Consider the following 20,904-nt stretch of genomic DNA (forward strand, 5'->3'; position numbering starts at 1 on the left):
TCGCCAGACCAGTGCGAGGAAGGCAATACAGCCTTGATTTTTTGCTTCGTTTTGTATCAAGACAAAATGAAGATGCCCTTCCGGCATGGAGGAAAACAGAAACAGTGGTGGACAGTTTGATGTCACCCATAATTTGCCAGGGTTTCGCTTATACTTTATAGAAATCCTTCGACAGGCTCAGGATGACAAGGACTGCGCTCCTCGATGAATCGGGACAGGCAGGATGACAACCACAACAATCGGGATGACATGTAGGAAAGGAATAATCAATTAACCAGTAAGAAAACACCCCACCCCTTGGGCACCCCTCTAAAAGAGGGGAATTTTGGGAACATCCCATCCAAATACCAATGAACTAACGCCTATAAACACGCTACCGTCATTTCGACGATAGGAGAAATCTCACGATTGGCTAATCTTCATATGATTAGATTTCTCCACTACGGTCGAAATGACGCGATGGGAACGGGATGAGCTAAGGAACCAATGAACAGTTTTCAGTTAACAGTTATCAGTTAACCAATTTAACAATTAACCAGTTAAACGATTAAACAGTTAACCATCAAGAAACACCCCGCCCGTTGGGCAACCCTCTAAAAGAGGGGAATTTGGGAAGCTAATGAACCAGTGAAACGATTAATCGGATAACAAGTGTGTAAAAGAGATTCTTCGTTGCACTCAGAATGACAAGTAGGCCTAACCACTAATCACTAGCCACTACAATCTACTGCTTAATATTGCTCAAGCGTTCAATAGACACCACATAAATGGCATTACCATGCTTCTCGATCAGCTTTTCCTCCTTGAAATCGGCCAGCATACGACTTACCGTTTCACTGGCGGTACCTACAAAAGCCGCTAGGTCATCCCTAGAAATCTTTAACGTACAGCTATCTTCATGGGCCAGGGCAAATTTCCTGGACAATTGCACCAAAGCCTCAGCTACACGCTTACGTACCGAGAAATAAGCCAATTTAAGCATCTGCTCCTCTTTAAATCTAATATTGCCCGACAATAACTCGATAAAAGCCGTAGCCATTTCCTGGTGGTTAAATAAGGCATCCATAAAATCGGCTTTGGGAATAAGTAGCAGCTCCGTATCAGTTAAGGTAGCCGCATTATCGGCATAGCTAACCCCACAGCACAAGCTCTCGTAACCAAAAAAATCGCCATCCTTATAAATATTGGAAGAAAGCTCCCTGCCATCCTTGAAGCGCTTATAAGTTTTCACCTGTCCACTTTTAATGAAATATAGGTAGCCAGGTTCATCATTTTCTACATAGATCACTTGTTTATTGGCAAAGCTTCTGCCCTTTCCCTTTTGTTTCAGTTCCGAGAAAATAGTATGCAGATCCTTAGGTGCAGCTTTAAAGCCCACGGTTTGGCTCTTCTTTTTCAGTCTGCTCTCAATGGCATTAAACAGTTCCAGGTCGTCAAAAGGCTTAGTCAAATAATCGTCGGCCCCCATTTCCATGCCTTTGCGCATATCCGCCCTTTCGGCCTTTGCCGTCATGAAAATAAAAGGAATACTGGCCAGTTTGGGATTTTTGCTGAGCAGGTACAACACTCCATAACCATCCAGTTCGGGCATCATGATATCGCAAAGAATAATATCCGGTGAGGAGCTCAGGGCCATTTCAACTCCCAGTTTACCGTTCTTGGCCGATATTGCCTCATAGCCTGCCAAGGTCAATACCTCAACCGTGCCTTCTCTAATATCGTCGTTGTCCTCTATAACCAGTACCTTTTTCATGATGTTTTATTTATGTTGATAGGCGATAATTTTCTTATCGCCAGATCATAGTTTCTATTATTTGCCTTCACACTACCTTGCCTGCCCTTATACCGGGCATTGGCACTCCATTTTGAGCGACCAAAATGGAGGAAAAGTCGCCGACTGCGTCTTTTGCTTTTAAAGCCAGTACTAATGCAATTGCATCAATACCGCAAAAGCCAAGGTCGGTTAGTAGCTTATTAAGGGATTGTAATTTGGCTTAAAAGCACGTATCCATTTTCATTTGAATATTTGCATCTGAGTATTACTCTTTTTCAAAATTAAACTTCAAAGTAAACGTAGTCCCTTTATTTTGCTCCGTTTGGCACGCCACCGTACCATTCATTAACCCAACATACCGTTTTACAATATTGAGCCCAAGGCCAGTTCCTGGAATATCGCCCGTATTATGCGCCCTGAAAAAAGGCTCAAACAAATTCACCTTATCCACCTCCGGAATACCAATACCATTATCCTTCACCTCTACAATCAGCTCGTTCTGTTTCAAAATGGTGTTAAACTGGATCATGGTATTTTCGCCCGAATACTTAATAGCATTGGAAATAAGGTTAATGATACAGTTCTTTAACAAATTATGGTCTAAAAATACCTGCGCACTAGTGCCCGTATGTTCATACACAATCAGCTGATTTTGTTTACTGATCAACTGCATTTCCTCCACAATTTCTTCAGCAAAAAAAATAATGTCGAACCAATTGGCTCTAGGCTCTACTTTTCCTGCTTCCAATTTCTCTAGAGATAGAAAATCGTTGAGAATGGTCGTCAGGTTATTAATGGCATTTTTAATCTTCGATGTGTGCTTTTCAACATTCGCCTCATCGTGCTTAGAGCTGTATTTATCAATCAGCGACGCCGATAATTGAATAGAGCTCAATGGTGTTCTAAACTCATGAGAAGCCATAGATACAAACCTAGTTTTTAACTGGTTAAGTTCCTTTTCCTTTTCAAAAAGTGCACTTACATGTTCTTTAGCTGTTTCCAGTTCGTTAATGGAGCGAATAAGATCTTGCGTACGTTCCTTGATCTTTTGTTCCAACTCTTCAGTATAGCTCTTGATCTTAAGCTCATCCTCCTTTTGTCTGCTTAGATCATGGATAAAGCCCGTAAAGATGCGCCGATCCGAGAACTTCACTTCGCTCACTCCCAATCGGAAAGGGAACATAGAACCATCTTTACGTTGACCTTGTACTTCCCTACCAATCCCAATAATATGCCTTTCGCCGGTATGACGATAATTGGCAATATATTGATCGTGCCTAGCCTTATCAGGCTGCGGCATGAGTACCGAAACGTTTTTACCAATGAGTTCGCTACGATCATAGCCAAACAGGGTAAGTGCCGAAGGGTTAATGTGCTCAATAATGCCAAACTCGTCAATGGTAATGATTCCATCAATAGCATTCTCAATAATCGCATTTAACAATTTGGCTCTTTCCATGTACTCAGTTCGAATTGAAGTTCAAAGTTAAAATTTTTAGGGATTAAGAGATAGTGGTTAGGGATTAGTAGTTAGATATTAGTAGTTAGATGAGCAGTTGGTAGAATTCCCCTCCTTTAGAGGGTACCCAACGGACGGAGTGTTTTTTACAGGTTAGCTGTTTAATCGGTTAACTGGTCAATTGCAAATTCCTTTCCTATCTCGTCATTAACCACTCACCACTAGTTATTGACCATTAATCACCACTTTCTCTAACCTTTTCTCCGATAAACTTAGCTCCTTTAACACATTCACATTGGCCAATTCTGCAAATAAGCCTTTATAGTAATGGATTCCCTTATGTAACTGTTCCTTAAAATTATCCAAATGTTTCCTTTTCTTGTCGTTGATATCGTCCCAATAACGTTGTATCTCAGTCTGCAAATAATCAATATATAAGTTCAGTTCATTCACAAACACATGCGGACGTTGTACTTTTTCCAATAAGTTCACACCGCCATAAATATGCTTCACCATTTCGTCTAAAGAATAAACCTTATTGAAAAATGCCAAATTAGGACCTGGACAAATGGCTACGGCCTTGCTTTCCTTTGGCTTTAGCATGTGGGTTTTGATATAGGTTGAGGTACATAAACCTTCGCACAGGCATACCTTTTCCGTAATACGTTCGTAAGCTTTCTGATGGGCACTTTCTTCCAAATGCTGCGCCTTCAGTTCATTAAGCTTAAGTTTTTGGTATTTACTAGAAGCCGTGCAAATAGGCTCTTTAGTGAATTCTGTATTGGTACACAGGTATTTTTTGGTGCATGGGCTTCCAGGCTTTCCAGCGGCAATACGATCTAAACGCTGCTGCTCGGCGCTGCTGTACCTAAAATTATTGAACAACACTCCCAACGGCGAAGAATTGCTTAAATAGTAATCCTCCTGCTTTGCTTGTGCCAATTGTTGTAAAGTTTGCTCGTCAACATTGGTGACTTCAGGCACCAGTAAAAACGGACTGCCCCAGCCCGTAGCATCCAAATGGTAATATTTTAACAAAAATTCATTTTCCTGTGCCGTACCTATACCACCCTGAACGGTAATGCGCTGCTGAGGCATTTGATCAATAGCCATCTCTTTTTGCTGCAGGGCCTTAAGATAAAGCGCTTCCAGCTCTAAGCGCATGGGTGCTCGGTTTTGTTTAAAATCCTCCAAGATAGGTCCAAGCAGGAAGCCCTCTGTAGCAAAAGCATGTCCACCACAGTTTAAGCCCGATTCTATCCTAAATTCCGACACCCATAGTCCTTTTTTGGCCAAGAACTTGGCCTGTATCAATGCCGAACGGTAATCGCTCACTTTTAAAATGATACGTTTGGTAAATTTGCCTTCCTTATTGGGATTAAAACCTTCAAATTTCTCGATGTAACTATACAAACGTGGGTTCATTCCAGCCGAAAGTACTACCGAAGCACTTAACTCACTTTCCGCAAAAGCTCTAAGTGCGGCCAGAGCATCTGTGTTTTCATCACCTAAATATGTGCCATCCTGATCAAAGTTAAGTTTATCTACCTTGGCCATAATGTTCACATCAATATTGCCCTTTTCCATCCGTTCCCTTAAACGGTCTTGGAATATCTTTTTCCTTTGCCCTTCTGGATATTCCATCATCAGCTCATAACCGTGCTTATCTACCGAATCATCGGGCAGTAATTCAAAATAACGGCATATCTCGTTCCCAGGCATAAACTCCTGTTGTTTAATTGTTTCAAACTGTTGATCAACCAATTGATTGAGCAAATTCAAATAAGCCTTGATACGCTTGGTACGGCTATCTTCTACCTTTTTATCAATAGGATGGTATGGAAGCTGGTTCAACTGCGAATGGTATTTACGCATGCGTTCGGTCAGTTCATCATCAACAATGGAAACTACCGACGAAATACCGTAACGGGCAACTTTTAAAGGAGTATCAATGGAAAAACCTAAACCTAAAACCGGGATATGAAATTGATGGGGCATATAAAATGAGTGTTGTACTTTTCCGTCAAAATTATTGAGCGCACCCCCCTTTTTGCAGTGTACAGGTCACATTAAAAAGTGATTTAAGTCATATTTTGGAATTAGGTGCTAAGGGGTTAGGAAATAGTGGTTAGGGATTAGTGGTTAGTGGTCAGTAGCTAGTAGTTAGTTCATTCCTTTGCTATGTTGTCATCCTGCCTGTCCCGATTCATCGAGGAGCGCAGTCCTTGTCATCCTGAGCCTGTCGAAGGATCTTTAAGCACTGGTTAACTGGTTAGTTTGTTAATTGTTTGTTCCTACGTCTTCATTACTATTACCCAGAGATTTACTTTGTAGCTGCTTCGCGGTTCTCATCGCTTTGCTTCCCTCGGAATGACAAGCATGGCCAATATCACTATCAGTACCATATGTAGATCTACGTCTAGGTCTTTGCTCCTTAATCTTTATTTCTTAATCCTTGTTCGTTGCTCCTAATTCCTAGCCCCTAATTCCTGGTACCTAACTACTAGTATCAATTCTATGTTAAGCCCAACTGTTAACATTAACAAAATGATAATATACACTTAACGTGCTAATGCCCTAGTTTTGCGGAAAAGCCCATTCCATGAAGAAAGATAAACAGAAAGCACAAATTAAAGCTGAGCGCAAAAAAGCAGAGAAAATTATTAAAGCTACGCTGATTGCTGAACTCACTACCGTAGCCAGTAAATTTGCAGAGCCTTCAAAGAAGCTAAAGAAACTGATAGAGAAAACAGCGTCAGCATTTGCTAAGGAAATCAATAAAAATATCAAACCTGTAGAAAAAGTAGCTCCCGAAAAACAGGCGGAAACTACGGCTGCTGCTGCGCCAGCCAAAGTAAGCAAACCACGTACTACCCAAAAAACAGAAAAGGAAGCAACAAAATAGTTGTATTAATTTATTGCGTATAAATAGCTGTAAAGATGTTACTTACCTCATTACAGCTATTTTTATTTAGTGGTGTTTGGTTTAAAATTTTCAAATTCTATTTCATTTAGCCAATATTTAATTGCAACTTTGTGTCAATAATGCAAAGAAGAGCAACATATCGTAAAAGGGCAGCAAATCAATTTGCGGCATTCCTACTAACGATATTGTTTTTGGCCATTCCTTTAGTGCAAACCCTGCACTCCCATCATGCCAAAACCTTCTTCAGCAAAAACAATACAGAAAAATCATTTACCGATGCCAGTGAGAAATGTCTCATTTGTGAATATAATGCCAACATTAAAGGCAAGCAAATACTCATGAGCTATGCTCCTGCACTTGATATTCCTACACAGGTATGTGCCGAGCTCAATAGCTTTGTATATACCAGGATTTATAAGTTCACTCTTCAGAACTTTTCCAACAAAGGCCCTCCTAGCCTTTTAGCTTAATTCTTTTAATTGACAATGCAGCCTTACACAGGGTATCGTATTGTTTGATCATCCCCTATTTTTTACCGAAAAGGCCCTTGGGCACTTTCTCTAATCTATTCTTGTTTTTTGGTGTGGTATGCCGCTAAGTGTTAACCTATGGTTGGTGTTAAGCTTGCTGCACATCAAATGCTAAGACCAATTGTTTCTAATGAAAAAATGGTATGCATTATTTGCTAGCTGCTTGTTTGCCAGCTATGTTTTAGCGCAGAGCACCGAAGTGTCGGTGTATGTAAGTAACGCTCAACAAACTGCTGTTAAAGATGCTAAAGTAACCCTACACAACTCGTCTGCACATACAGACGCCTATGGAACTGCAGTGTTAAAAAACATTCCTTTGGGAAATGATGTGCTAACCGTGCATGCTCCGGGCTATGCCGATTACGAAAAGCACATACAAATTACCGCCAGCAATAAACATATCCATGTGAAGCTGAAACCAGAAGTAACGGAGCTTAAAACCGTAGAAATTAATAGCAATAGCCAAAACATCAGAAAAAGTAGCGAAGCTAGAAGCATTGACGTAATAGATCAGCGTTTTGTACAGCAGCATTTGGGTGGCAGCCTGATGCAAACACTCGACCGCTTACCTGGCATTAGCAACATAGGAATTGGCTCAGGACAATCGAAACCCCTTATTAGAGGTTTAGGCTTTAACAGAGTGGTAGTAGTAGATAAGGGCATTAAACATGAGGGCCAACAATGGGGTGCCGATCACGGTTTGGAGATTGACCAATTTGCTGCCGGGGAAATTGAGGTCATTAAAGGGCCATCATCCTTCTTATACGGGGCCGATGCTATTGGAGGAGCCATTAACCTTAAGCCTATCAACATTGCAATGGAACAAGGCTTGGGGGGCAGCGTTAACCTGATCGGTAAATCTAACAACAACCATTACGGTACTTCCATTAATCTTTTTGGCAGCAACAAAAAGTGGTTTTTCGATAGCAGATTGACCTACCAAAACTATGCGGATTACCGTGTACCTACCGATACCGTATACGTATATGACTTTGCCGTAGGCCTACATCAACACAGATTACGCAATACCGCAGGCAGGGAAACAGGACTGCATTTGAGTAGCGGATACATAGGCGAGCGCTTTAAAACTTCCTTACATGCCAGTAACAGCTATGCCAAAAGTGGATTTTTTGCCAATGCTCATGGTTTAGAACCTCGCAGGGTTGATCAGGCCTTACATGACCGATCTAACCGTGATCTGCTATCGCCCTACCAAAGGGTCAACCATTTTAAACTCATTAGCCGCACAGAGTTCATCCATACAAACAGTAAAACCGAGGTAGAACTAGGTTTTCAGCGAAACTTTAGACAGGAATTTAACCACTATGTGAACCATGGCTATATGCCGCCTATTTACCCTGTTGATATGAGCATTCCAAAACATTTAGAAAGGGAATACGACAAGTTTATTTATTCGGGCAATTTAAAGCATAGCTTCTCCTTGCACCACCACCACTTGCAAATAGGTTTAAACACTGATCATCAAGACAACAGTATTAGCGGTTGGAGCTTTTTAATACCAGGTTTCCAACAGTTAAATACAGGACTTTTTGTGTACGATAAATATGTAGTGAACCATCAGCTCATTTTACATGGTGCCTTACGTTACGATTATGGACATGTTCAATTTGAAAGATATGACGATTGGTTCACTTCTGAACAAAAAGAGGGCAATACCACTACCATTGAGCGCTTAACTCGTGCCGCTAGCTTCAGCAGAGATTTCAACAGTTTTGTATGGTCGGCAGGTATGAATTATAACCCAGGTAAACTAGGTTTAAAGGTAAACATAGGCAAGAGTTTCAGAATGCCTATTGCCAAAGAGCTAGCGGCCAATGGCGTGAACTATCATTATTTCAGCTATGAGAAAGGGAATGCCAACTTAAATGCAGAGGTAGCCTACCAAGCCGATTTGGGCATTAGCTATACCGAAAAGCAATGGGCAATAAGTTTCAGTCCTTTCTACAACTATTTCCCTAACTACATCTATCTTAATCCAACCCCTTACCACGATTATTATTACGGCGCAGGCAATCAGGTATTCGAATACACCCAAAGCCGTGTGATGCGCTACGGTGCTGAATTGAAGGTCAATTATCAGTTGCTACCAAGCCTAAGTTCTGAGATTTTGGGAGAATACCTATATAGCGAGCAGCTATCTGGCGGCAAGAAAGGATTTACTTTGCCTTTCTCTCCAGCGCCTTCGGCATTGCTTAATCTTACATGGTTGCCAAGGTTATCAGACCAACTTCATCACAGCTATCTATCGGTTGATTATCGCCTTACCGCCTCGCAGAACAATATTGTGCCTCCTGAGAAAAAAACACCGGGCTATCAGGTGGTAAATGTACAGATGGGCACCACCCTAAATGTCAGCAAACAGATGTTTGAACTGAACTTACAAGTGCAAAACCTGCTCAACGCCAAATACCTTAACCATACCAGCTTCTATCGTTTAATTGAACTGCCCGAAGCCAGTCGCAACATCATCCTATCCATTAAAATGCCATTTAAAATTAAATAAATCACTAATAAACCATTAAAATGAAAACAAAACATATGCTGGTAGCCTTTCTGGTTTTAACAGGCACCTTTACCGCATGTAAAAAAGACAAACCTGAGCCTGAATTGGTAAAACCTACCGTTCAAAACGTTGAAATTGGTTACGCAAATAATAAGCGTGCGATAAGAGGTCGAGATTTTCACCTCAATGCCGATATATTGGCCGGTGATAAAATCACTTCTGTAATGGTAAAGATTTTACAGAAAACAGGTCAAACCTATACTGCCAACTGGAAATTTGAATTGACTTGGGACGAATTTAAAGGCGTTAAAAACACGAACGTACACAAGCACTTTACCATCCCTACCGAAGCACCAGAAGGCACCTACGATTTTCTTTTCATTGTAAATGATGAAAACGGCACTAAGCTGGAGCTGAAGGAAGATTTTGTGATTATAGATGCGGCAAACATGCCTGTAGATCCCATTGTTGACCGGGATATTTTCTCGAGAAATGGCACCATGATCTATTACATGAATACTTATGTAGAAAATCCTTTGGTATTTAAAAAGAATGATGAGTTTACCGCACGTACACAGATCAAACAAATTCAAGGTGATGGCACCCTTTATACCGTGCTCATTAACAGAAAATTAAACTATTTCCCCGAAACAATAAGCCAATTGGACCTTAAAAAAGGAATTATCATTTCTAAGGTAGAACACAAAGGTCTTGGTCCTGCTTCCAGCATCACCACGCTAAAAAATGTGAATGGTGTATGGGGTGGCGACGCTATCCTTATCGGAGTAGAAAAAGATGGCATTGGTAATGTTATTTCAGGCGAAAAAGCATGGGCTTCGGGGCAGTACAACTTGGTAATCCTATACCACAACACTACCTACAATGTCAGCACGCATAAGTCAATTCCCATCACTATTAACTACGAATAACAAATCATACTCATTAACAATTTAATATTAAATCTTAATCACAATGAAAACAAACAAATTTCTATTAGTAGCCCTACTTTTTGTAACTGTGTTAAATGCCTGTAAGAAAGACAACGATGAGGTGATTACACAGGCTCCTAAAATTACAGACCTAGAGATTGGAAGTAACAATAACAAAACCGCTTATCCTGGCAATGACCTGCATGTGGAAGCTACTATTGAGGCCCCAGGAAATATTGCTGAGGTAAAACTGGAAATTAATCCTGTAAACGGTAACGGATGGAAACTAAGCACCACCTATACCGATGGTTTAAAAGGTTTAAAAAATGCAGCATTCCATAAACATATTGATGTGCCGGCTACAGCAGCCGTTGGGAATTACAAAGTAACCCTTACCGTTACAGACCAAGTAGGTAAAATCACTAAAATAGAATCAGATTTAAAAGTTGTAGTTGACCCTACTCTACCTTCAGTAGCTAACTTAGAAGTGGAATACGAAGGCAATGATGAAATTCATTTAGATGCTACCGTAAATGCTCCTGGCAAAATTGCCAAAGTAGTGGTTGAAGTACATGGAGGCACTTACCACAAAGAGTTTGAATTCACCGATGTAGCCATGGTTGGACAAACTACCTATAAATTCCACAAACACGTGCACATTACCGGAGCTCCAAATGGCCATTACCACATTCATGTAAAGGTTATTGATCAAGCTGGCAAATCTATTGAGGTGGAGGACCATTTTGATAAGAAATAAAACAGTTATCAGTTGGCAGTTAACAATTGGTTAAGCAACTTACCAATTCCCTCTCTTTTTCAAGGAGAGGGCTAGGGAGAGGTTTTTAATGAACCCTCTCTGCCCTTTGGGCATCTCTCCCTTTTAGGGAGAGAAAAGTACTTAGGAAAGACTGTGCAAATAAGCAATTAACCGATTAAACAAATCGACAGTTAACCAAACTGTTTAAAGATCCTTCGCTTCGCTCTGGATGACAGGGATGGGATGCTGCTTCCCAGAGAATAGGCACAGGCAGGATGACAAGTAGGCCTAACACTAACTACTAACATCAAAATACTAAATACTAAATACTAAATACTAACTACTAACTACTAATATCTAAATACTAATCAATAATGAACAAATTGAAACTAAGCGGCCTTTCTGTACTGGTATTATTAACAGTTATAAGTGGTTGTAAAAAAGACAAAGAGGAAGTAGATACCATTTATCCAACAATCTCCATTGATGCGGCTAATGCTTTCCCAAAGCAGTGTAGTGTCATTAAAAGAGGTGAAAAATTCACTTTCAGGGCTGACCTGTCAGATAATTTGGCATTAGGTTCAGTGAGTGTAGATATACATCATAATTTTGATCATCACAGCCACAGCACCGAGGTATTGGCCTGTAATATGGATGCCAAAAAAACACCCGTCAATCCCCTACTGTACATCAAAGATTTCCCAATCCCTAGCGGACAGAAAACCTATCAAATTGTACAGGAAATAGACGTGCCCGCTAACATTGACCCGGGCGATTACCATTTCTTGATCAGGTTAACCGACCAATCGGGATGGCAAACCATTAAAGGTTTAAGCATTAAAATACAATAAGACATATGAAACCAATTAAGACCTTATTCATCATCCTCTCCGTAACCTTTATGAGCAGTGGATGTAAGAAAGACCACTCTCATGAAGAGAATGAACCGGAAAAACCCTTTGTAATCACCGAACATTATATTGCGGGGACCCTCGCCCAAAAAACAGGAAGCAAGTACAGCAGCGTATTTTTTATCCAATTGTTAAAAGACAACCAAGCTTTATTTATCAATTCATCTGCTAACAATTTATCAGGTACCTATACCCTTACCGATACGGAACTGATTTTTGAAGTAACTGGCGGCAATGCCCGTATCGCTAAGTTTACGCTAGATAAGAATAAGAAAGTTACTTCTGCCTATTACAAAGCACTTACTATGGAGTATGAAGCCACAGGTGAACTTTTGCCAATTAAAACAACGAATGAATTGTCGAGAAAAACCTTTAAAGGTGATGAATACAAAATGGGTGAAACGGTTAACAGAACTGGATTAAGCTACAGTTTTGGAGCTACTGCCTATGGTTCAGGTACTGACCTTGCCAGTATCGATAAAAACACGAATACTTATACCCTCATTGGTGGTAGTGGATTTAAATACATTAATGGCAGCAATGTAGAACTTGGCTTTCTTTCCAATAAGAAACTAACTGTTTTTAGGGTAAGTGGCCTCTATTACTACGGCAAGTATGATCAACAGTAAATTGAAAGATAGTTTTGTTTAGGTTAGTGACAAATGCTCCAGTGGATGCTGGGGCTTTGTTCTACATTATTACTATTTAAAAAACCTCGCAGGTTTTAGAAACCTGCGAGGTTTAGCATTTATAGATATATTGGGCAAGATGTAACTGACTGATAGTTGTTTAAATATTTTTATTGCATAGCTGACCCTGAAATAAATTCAGGGTGACGCTAAATCAATGCTCCTTCATGCTGACCACGGAGTAGCTGCGAAGCAAATTTAGTTCAGCATCAGTTTTATAGATTAATTACTGGTCGAATTCAGGTTCGTAGGTTTTAGAAACCTACGAGGTTTAATTACTCAAGCTAATATTTTGCCAATGCTATGAATGTATCAATTTACTACTGTCTAAATCTAGAAATAGCACTGCTTGCGGATGGTTTCTTAATATCGTAGCGGGGTTTTCTGTACTTATTGGCCTGTTTAAAGTATTTGCTACAGCATTAGCCTTTGTTGGCCCCGGTACAACGCAATTAATGTAACGAGCACTCAGCAAGGCAGGGATAGTTAATGTAAGTGCTTGTTTGGGCACTTGGTTTAAATTGGCAAAGCAACCGTCGTTTACCTGTTGTTGCCTGCAAACTTCATCTAATATTACCACTTTAACCGTGTGTTTATCTTCAAAATCAGCTACTGGCGGGTCGTTAAAAGCCAAATGACCATTTTCGCCAATACCCATGCAAACAATGTCTACTGGGTGCTGTTGCAATAATGCAGTATATCGTGCACATTCAGCTGCAATATCTTCGGCATTGCCATTAAGGTAATTTACCGACTTAAAGTTGAATTTATCAAACAAACGCTCTTTCAAGAAGTTCCCAAAACCTTGCGGTGCATCAGCAGCTAGACCAATATATTCGTCCATATGAAAAGCATTAATACGTTGCCAATCTAAATTTTCATATCGTAGGGCTTCTAAAAATTCGTTTTGTGAAGGTGCGGCGGCAAATACCACGTTAACTTCATCTTTTGTGCTCAACAGTTTGTTCAATTCCTTGGCAAATTTTTCTGCGGCGGCGGCTCCCATTTCTCTACGGGTATTGTATATCCTTATGTCTAGCTTATTTTCTTTATCGATGTTCATGGTTGTTTGTATTGAATTATAAATGCAACGGTCAGTTAACTGAAGGCAAGTTCTCCAAAAAAGTCTTTCCTATGGAAATCTGGCTGTTCGGCCTCAATCATATTCCATGTTAGGAAGTGCGGTTGTGGCAAACCATCACCACATTTATAAAAATTACCTTTTGCTTTGAGGTGGCTAAATGACCTCAGTTGGTGCTCCAAAAATATTTCCCTAGGGATTACCAACATGATTTCCCAATCGAAACCACCATCGCTATTTAACGTGCTATTGGCATTGATCTTTGAAGAAAAACTAAGCTGCTTAATGACTTCTATGGGGAACAACTTTCTATCGTTGCGACCACTGCCATAACCTATTTTGGTAAAACCCAAACAATTGAACTCTAGGTTGTAATAGCCTTGCTCATCAAAAGCAATAAAGAGCTCCACGCAACTGTCGTTATGGATATTTCCATTGTTAACTTCGTTGGCAGCAAGGTATTTTTCGGCAACTATGTATTTCAATAAAATGGCTTGTCCGTTGTGTGCCATGGCAAATTTGGCCTGTACATTGGCCTGATAGACTGGCCAAGGATTACAATCTATAGGCACGGCAGGCAAACGGTCCATCAACTGGTTAAGTTTGTCTACTTTTTGGGTGTCTTTTGTTTCTAAAAAAGGGATCTCTAATCTTCTCACTCTAATTTCCTTTGTATCGGCTTTAATTTTTTACTTCCTCTTTGGTATACACCACATTTCCTTTTACAATAGTGGTTTGGATATTAATATCTTCATCGAAAATGACGATATCGGCATCTTTTCCTTTTACCAACTCTCCTTTTCTATCTTGTATATTTAAGATTTTTGCTGGGGTTGCACTGGCCATTTTTACGGCATCAAGTAAAGGAACTTCGGCCAGTTGAACCATGTTCCTTACTAAACGATCTGCGGTGGCCACACTGCCCGCAAATGCCGTACGATCTGGCAACTTGGCTACGCCATCTTCAATAATGACTTCGAGGCCATCTTTTAAACTGCCTAATATGCTTTTACCTTCTGGCATACCGGCTCCCCGCATGGCATCGGTAATGAGTGCGGTATGGTTGGTGCCCTTAATTTTATAAATCAGTTTTAACAGCGGTGCTGGTAGATGCACACCATCAACAATGATTTCTACAGTCATATCGTCCAGTAAATAGGCACTTTCTATAGCTCCCGCATAGCGGAAGGCATTACGCCTTGATACACCCGACATACAGGAGTAGAAATGTGTAGCATGTGTAAAACCTACTTCATAAGCTTTCACCACCTCTTCATAAACGGCGTCGGTATGGGCAATGGCAGCTAAAACGTCGTTTTGCTGCAGGGTCCGACCAAACTCCAAAGTACCGGGCAGTTCAGGTGCGGCACTCCAACGTTTAATATGTTTAGAGGCGGCCAGTATTTCCTGATACTCGGTAGGATCAGGGTTTCTGATGTAGCGCGGATCTTGAGCACCTTTTTGCGACATGGCGAAATAAGGCCCCTCGATATGGATACCTACAAAATCTGCTCCTTTGGTATTTACGGCCAACGCTTGCTCATAAATGTGGAGTGTGGCAAGCAAGTCTTCTTTTTCGCAGCTCAGCGTAGTAGGCATTAAAGCAGTAGTGCCGTATTTAGCGTGCGTGCTGGCAATAGTTAAAAAGGCATCTAATGTATTGTCCATAAAATCATGGCCGCCACCACCATGTACATGCATATCGATAAAGCCGGGAGCAACGTAATTGCCCTTGGCATTGATTTCCAATGCCCCCTCCACTGCTATATTTTGAGCACTGATCTCCGCTATCTTTCCGTTGGCAATAATCATTGTTCCCTCCTTCAGTAAACCAAAGGGGGTAATGATATTGGCATTGTATATTTTGATGTAATTGTTCATGAAAACTTATTATTTGTGGTCCAGTTTTTAATTTTGTGACCATAGAAAGCATAAAAAATGAGGTACACATAACACGGTATCAATACCCAGTAAGCTTCTCTTAGTCCATGCTGATCTGCCCAATAGCCATAAAGAAGCGGCATAATTGCATTGCCGCAAAGGCCCATGATGAGCAAGGAAGCTCCAGTTTTGATGAATCGACCAAGGTTATCGAGCGCTAACGGCCAAACACCCGCCCATATCATGGAATTAGCGAAACCTAACAATACAATGAACCAAACAGAAATATCAGTTTGATGACCAAATAAGGTGATTTGCTTAGAAAACAGCAGAATACAACAACTTAAGGTAAGCCCTAGCAGCGTACAAATTTTAAGAGCATTTAACTGAGTTAATATTTTGGGAATAAATGTAATGCCCAACAAGTAACCTATAATGGTTGCCGTTAAAGTGTAGGATGGAAAGGTTTTGGCCTCCATAAAATCCATTCCGTGATGGGTGGCATAGTTCACAATACTATCAACCGCAATTACTTGTGAACCTACATGGAAAAAGATGGCAAATGCCCCTAATACCAAATAAGGGAAATCTAGTATGCTGTTCTTACCTACATTGGTATTTGAAACTTCTTCTGATTCGCTGTCGGTATCTATTTCGGGCAATGGCGAGAAACGCACGAAAAACCCCAAGAGCAATAGCAACCCGGCTACCACGCCATAAGGCATCACTACCCTTTGGATGAGTGCGTCCAAAGCCTCGGCTTTTTCCAGGCCCTGCATTTGTTCAATTTGCTTGAACAGCGCACTGTCGGTTGGACGTAACACTACCGCTGAGAACAGCAAAGGCGCAATGATGCCCGCTAACTTATTGCAAATGCCCATGATGCTGAAACGTTGGGCGGCCCTTTCTTTCGCTCCCAAAATAGTAATGTACGGATTGGCTGCGGTTTGCAAAATGGCTAATCCTATACCTAAAGTAAATAAGCCTGTAAGAAAAATGCCGTAGGTTCTGGTTAAGCCCGCAGGTACAAATAATAAGGCACCGATACACATGGCCCAAAAACCAAACATCATCCCCTTTTTGAAGCCTACTTTTTTAAGTAAGTAGCCTGCCGGTAGCGACATGACCAAATAGGCAATGTAAAAGGCAAAGGCTACTAAATAAGATTGGAAATGGTTAAGCTCACAGGCTATTTTAAAGAATGGGATGAGGATGGCATTGATCCACGTTACAAAACCAAAGATAAAGAACAATAGTCCTATAATGGCGATAGATACGGCACTATCCCTTTTGGATAAACTGCTTACCTGTACTGCTTTATTTTGCTCCATCGTTGTTTACTTTATCTATTTTTGAAATTGCACTACCCCTACCTGCCTGATTAAATGTTCTAAAAATGAGCTGATTGTTTGCATTTACAGGCATCGTATACAGTGGGCTATTGAGGGTAGGTATAGAGCCATCTGTCGTGTATCTGATGGTAAAACCTGGCAATTGTACATTGGCCGACACCTTACCACCTTCTACTTTTAAACCTGGTGCAGGAATACGGTAACTAAAGCCGCCTGCATAATGGTTCAAGCGCTTTAATTCTCTTTTGCCTAATTGGTTGTAAAAGCTGTAAAGTGATTGTTCATATTGTGTTTTGGCTTTGCTTTCGTCGGTTTCTTCTGCCCAATCTGGACTTTTTGACCAAGCTCTCTCCGCCAAAGCCAATAATCTTGGTAGGAGCAAGTATTCTAAATGGTCTTTGTTTTTGATGGTTTCAGACCATATTTGTCCTTGTAAACCAACAGTGTTATTTTTACCAACAGCGGTAAGCTTTTGCGCTTCGTTCAGCACCTTTTCACTCAGTTGCCTACCCAAGTAGTTTTTCTGTTGGTTTTTGAGATAGTTATAAGGAATAAAGCTAAAAGGTTTGTCGAGTTCGGTAAAACCACCCCAATAAAAACCTGGCTCTTCAAATTTCTTATAGTAAGCCATGTCAAAATAGAAAGTACTTACAAAAGAAATCACAACTTTATAATTGCCATTGGCCAAGCGATAAGCCAAATCCTCATTGCCTAGCAAGTTGTTCCATACGTTTACATGTACATTTTGATTGGCAAATTTATCGTTCACCAACCATTTGGATTTCCCGTTTTCTACGGCTTTCTTCAAGCCTACTTCTTCCCATCCAGACAGGTACAAACCTTTCTTTTTCAACATGGCATTTACCTTGCCGAAGTAGTAATCCCAAAGGTCTGCAGTGGTTTTAATATTATGATCGCTTTGCCTTAGGGCATTAAACGCAGGTGATTTCTCCCAAACGCCTTTAGGTACTTCATCGCCACCAAAATGGATGGTTTCTAAAGGGGCATTGGCCTCTTTATACATGGTGATGATGTCGTCGGTTACGGCTTCTAAAAAGTTATACACTGATGGCATGGCCACATCTATCACATTATCGTTCCATTTTTGTACAGAGCGATATACAGATTGATCTTCAAGATGATGGAGCAGATACTGTTCTGCCGCGGCCTTATTTCCTTTTTTCAACAAGTTTCTGTAGCGATAATCCATAGCTTTAATGGCGGCTCTGGCATGACCCGGTGTTTCTATTTCAGGAATTACCCGAATGTGCCTAGCTGTAGCATAACGCAAAATTTCCTTAAAGTCTTCTTTGCTATAGTAGCCGCTTCCTGGCAACTTGTCTCTATAAGGTCCAGATCCATAGGCGGGTTGCAAGTGGCTTCCTTCAGCATCGAGATGCGCACGTTTAGCCCCCACGCCAGTGAGTTCAGGCAACGATGGTATCTCTAAGCGCCAACCTTCATCATCATTAAGGTGAAAGTGCAGGGTGTTGATTTTGTATAGTGCAAATACATCCAAAAGCTTTAATATTTGCGCCTTTGGCTGAAAGTTTCTGGCTACGTCTAGCATAAATCCACGATAGCCAAAACGAGGGTTATCCTTCACCTCTACCCCAGCTAAAACAATTGTTTTAATCTTGTCGGTTGCAAATGCGGCTGGATCAATCATCGTTTTTAGGGACTGGATACCATAAAAAACACCCGAATTACTTCCTGCTTTGATGATCGCCCCTTTTTCATTAATGCTTAACGAATAAGCTTCATTTGGCAAAGCATCTTTTAATAAACTGATAGTTGGTTTAATGGCTGATGATAATTTACTTGCATTTATTTTCTTTCCAAACAACTTAGAGAGGTCATTTGCTAATAAATTGGCTTCGTTTTCAAAACCTACTTCATAGCCAATGGTTAGGTTCGAGCTTAAAGTTAATGACTCGTTATTTTCTATATAGCTTACCGGTGTAGGAAATACTTTAGTTAGTTTATTTTCATTGATATCAACAATGTGTTGATTAGCCTGAAAAATCATTTCAGGTGTTGTTTCCTTGTCGCCACCAACTCTATAAAACTTTTTTTGATCGGGGGGAGCTACGAAAGCTACTGGTTTAAAGGGTACAATCTCCTTATTGTTATCCCAAACCAGATAGAAGCCCTGAGGCGAATCAGAAGTATTCACCATCCAGGAGTTGGAAAGCATTTCATATGTTAAGCTTTCTCCTGGTTTAAGCCCTTCAAAGTCCTTTCCAGGAGTAAAACAAGATAAGTCGCCGTTGAGATGGGTAACATCAAACGGCTGATTAGCAGTTTTTGGCGTGATTACCCTAATAAAATTGAAATATAACTTCCATCCTGCTTTTGGCAAAGCCGTTTTACCTACGTTCTTGATTTCTAATACAGATAGACCCTGTTCATCTTTCAGGTAGTTATTCTCTAGCGGCTGCCAAGTAATAGCCAAATCTAAATCTTGCGCTTTTTTTACTTGTCCAAACACAATGGTACTAGCCAAGCTAAGCAATATGGTATATAGGAACTTCATCTTAATTATTCGTTTTACTTCTAGACAATCGTTGGATCAGGAGCTTAATTTTTGCATTTCTCAATTGGTTTTCTTGATCTAGCTCTGCATCGTACAAAGCATATTTATTCAGAGCGATAAATCTTTTATCGAGCTGGGCAGTGTCTAATTGTTTTAGTTGTTTAATGATTTCGGGCACCCTACTTTCCTTAAAGTCTACGCTATTCACTTCAATCTCTAAAGCCATGTAAGTAAGGTATTGCACTCTTATATCAGCCATTAAGCGATAGTGCTCAAATTCTTCTTTATTCTTTAAAGGTTTTAGCTCATCAAATTGCTTTGCTGCAAGTTTAGCACTGTCGAGTAGTTGATTGATACTTACATTTTTATTGCTTACCACCCCTTGGTTAACTTCATAGGGAGCTTTGGTTAGCGCCTCCCAAAAGGTCTTGCTTTGTGCTTCATTAAATCCGTAAGTTTTAAGGCTGTAATTTTTGGCAAATTGGGCAATGTTTAACGGTTCCTTAGTCTTTAAAGCTTCGAAATAAGCATCGATGAGCATGTTAAAGCCAGTAATTGGATATACTCGTCTAATGGCATAAAGATCAACGATATCTCTTGTCGTTTCAAACACAGGCGAATATAATCCTGAGGTAGACCACGAGGTCATCACCATTCCTTTGTAGCCAAAGTTTCTGGCTGTTGGGATAAAATCTTTAATGTTTTTAAAGTGCTTTTCCCATTGCGTTAGGAAATAATTATCTGGATGGCTTCTGATGGATGGCGAACCCCATATCTCAAAACCGCTTTCTAATAACTTGCTATGGTCTCCGAACATATTGGTATCCCAGCCATAATTCCAATCAATAAAAATGGTTTGCTTAGGTAAAAGCTTTAATGCATCTGGATATTTAATGGCAATATCAGCCCATAGCACGGGTCTTTTACCCAAACTTACCACTAAATCACAAAGCAATTTGATATAGTCGCCATATAAACGGCCTTTGCCTAATTCCTGGGCTTTCTTTTTTGACTTCTCTGAATGTCCAAGCAAATAAGTTTCATCACCCCCAATGTGGATGTAATTTGAGCTGTGCGTAGAAATCAAATCGGTGTACAAATCTTTAAACAGCGCCTTGTTTAAATCTTCCTGTAGGGGATCTACCTGCGAATAGTCTTTTTGGTCTTCTCTTTGATTTTTGTATCGGTAATTGCGTAGGATATATTCTACGTGGCCAAAACTCTGTTGTAATGGGATCACATCAATATGGATGGTTTTGCAGTAATTCACAAAATCAATCACTTCTTCTCTGGTATAGGCAAACCTATTGGCAATCATCGGATGATTTTTGAATGGGTAAGTAGCTTCCCACTCCATTACCAGGGTATTAACGCCATTTTCGCTCAACTTCTTGGCAAAAGCTTTTAAAGCGGGCATTTTCATCACCTGTATCCTAAGGTCTAAATGAAAACCTTTCACCGAAAAGTCATTGTTTTTAGGATTAGCTTGTGCTAAAACCAAACTTGCGAAGAGCATGAGAATGATACTGAGAATATGTCCTTTTTTCACCTGAAT

Annotated in this window: 16 protein-coding genes; 7 read left to right on the forward strand and 9 right to left on the reverse strand. The window is 40.4% G+C overall.

Features of this window, described 5'->3' with window-relative positions:
• Positions 1–724: 724 nt before the first annotated feature.
• The 3 genes from ABDV71_RS11210 to ABDV71_RS11220 form a co-directional block, all read right to left on the reverse strand.
• Positions 725–1,753: a response regulator gene (locus ABDV71_RS11210; protein WP_343532547.1), complete on the reverse strand. Its 1,029-nt coding sequence runs from the start codon at positions 1,751–1,753 to the stop codon at positions 725–727.
• A 286-nt stretch (positions 1,754–2,039) separates the two neighbouring features.
• Positions 2,040–3,233: a PAS domain-containing sensor histidine kinase gene (locus ABDV71_RS11215; RefSeq protein WP_343532549.1), complete on the reverse strand. Its 1,194-nt coding sequence runs from the start codon at positions 3,231–3,233 to the stop codon at positions 2,040–2,042.
• Between the two features lie 225 nt (positions 3,234–3,458).
• Positions 3,459–5,231 carry a hypothetical protein gene (locus tag ABDV71_RS11220; RefSeq protein WP_343532551.1) on the reverse strand — a complete coding sequence of 591 codons (1,773 nt, stop codon included), beginning with the start codon at positions 5,229–5,231 and terminating at the stop codon, positions 3,459–3,461.
• Between the two features lie 604 nt (positions 5,232–5,835).
• On the opposite strand from ABDV71_RS11220, the gene ABDV71_RS11225 reads away from it, so the two are divergent.
• The 7 genes from ABDV71_RS11225 (at position 5,836) to ABDV71_RS11255 (ending at position 12,439) form a co-directional block, all read left to right on the forward strand.
• Positions 5,836–6,138: a hypothetical protein gene (locus ABDV71_RS11225; protein ID WP_343532553.1), complete on the forward strand. Its 303-nt coding sequence runs from the start codon at positions 5,836–5,838 to the stop codon at positions 6,136–6,138.
• Positions 6,139–6,278: 140 nt separating this feature from the next.
• Complete coding sequence (locus ABDV71_RS11230; RefSeq protein ID WP_343532555.1) at positions 6,279–6,629, forward strand: hypothetical protein; 351 nt, start codon at positions 6,279–6,281, stop codon at positions 6,627–6,629.
• 190 nt (positions 6,630–6,819) lie between these two features.
• Entirely contained in the window at positions 6,820–9,213 is a 2,394-nt protein-coding gene (locus ABDV71_RS11235; RefSeq protein WP_343532557.1) for a TonB-dependent receptor, read from the forward strand.
• A 20-nt stretch (positions 9,214–9,233) separates the two neighbouring features.
• Positions 9,234–10,142: a DUF4625 domain-containing protein gene (locus tag ABDV71_RS11240; protein ID WP_343532559.1), complete on the forward strand. Its 909-nt coding sequence runs from the start codon at positions 9,234–9,236 to the stop codon at positions 10,140–10,142.
• Between the two features lie 43 nt (positions 10,143–10,185).
• On the forward strand, positions 10,186–10,899 hold the full coding sequence (locus tag ABDV71_RS11245) for a DUF4625 domain-containing protein (protein ID WP_343532561.1): 714 nt from the start codon (positions 10,186–10,188) through the stop codon (positions 10,897–10,899).
• 374 nt (positions 10,900–11,273) lie between these two features.
• The gene (locus ABDV71_RS11250; protein WP_343532563.1) at positions 11,274–11,750 is read left to right on the forward strand and encodes a DUF4625 domain-containing protein; all 477 of its coding nucleotides are present in this window, start codon (positions 11,274–11,276) and stop codon (positions 11,748–11,750) included.
• A gap of 5 nt (positions 11,751–11,755) precedes the next feature.
• Positions 11,756–12,439, forward strand: a complete 684-nt coding sequence (locus ABDV71_RS11255) for a hypothetical protein (protein ID WP_343532565.1) — start codon at positions 11,756–11,758, stop codon at positions 12,437–12,439.
• Between the two features lie 361 nt (positions 12,440–12,800).
• Here ABDV71_RS11255 and ABDV71_RS11260 read toward each other — a convergent pair whose 3' ends face one another.
• Genes ABDV71_RS11260 through ABDV71_RS11285 form a run of 6 tightly spaced genes read right to left on the reverse strand, consistent with a single transcriptional unit; the run spans position 12,801 to position 20,898 of the window.
• Positions 12,801–13,562: a glucosamine-6-phosphate deaminase gene (locus ABDV71_RS11260; protein ID WP_343532567.1), complete on the reverse strand. Its 762-nt coding sequence runs from the start codon at positions 13,560–13,562 to the stop codon at positions 12,801–12,803.
• A gap of 35 nt (positions 13,563–13,597) precedes the next feature.
• Entirely contained in the window at positions 13,598–14,239 is a 642-nt protein-coding gene (locus tag ABDV71_RS11265) for a carbohydrate-binding family 9-like protein (protein ID WP_343532569.1), read from the reverse strand.
• A 22-nt stretch (positions 14,240–14,261) separates the two neighbouring features.
• Complete coding sequence (nagA, locus tag ABDV71_RS11270; protein ID WP_343532571.1) at positions 14,262–15,461, reverse strand: N-acetylglucosamine-6-phosphate deacetylase; 1,200 nt, start codon at positions 15,459–15,461, stop codon at positions 14,262–14,264.
• Complete coding sequence (locus ABDV71_RS11275; RefSeq protein WP_343532573.1) at positions 15,458–16,792, reverse strand: sugar MFS transporter; 1,335 nt, start codon at positions 16,790–16,792, stop codon at positions 15,458–15,460. The genes nagA and ABDV71_RS11275 overlap by 4 nt, the downstream gene beginning before the upstream one ends.
• Positions 16,779–19,349 carry a family 20 glycosylhydrolase gene (locus tag ABDV71_RS11280; RefSeq protein WP_343532575.1) on the reverse strand — a complete coding sequence of 857 codons (2,571 nt, stop codon included), beginning with the start codon at positions 19,347–19,349 and terminating at the stop codon, positions 16,779–16,781. Before ABDV71_RS11280 ends, ABDV71_RS11275 begins: the two co-directional genes overlap by 14 nt.
• Before the next feature lies 1 nt (position 19,350).
• Entirely contained in the window at positions 19,351–20,898 is a 1,548-nt protein-coding gene (locus ABDV71_RS11285) for a family 20 glycosylhydrolase (RefSeq protein ID WP_343532577.1), read from the reverse strand.
• Positions 20,899–20,904 lie beyond the last annotated feature (6 nt).

This window comes from Pedobacter sp. (assembly GCF_039594775.1).
Lineage (GTDB): Bacteria > Bacteroidota > Bacteroidia > Sphingobacteriales > Sphingobacteriaceae > Pedobacter.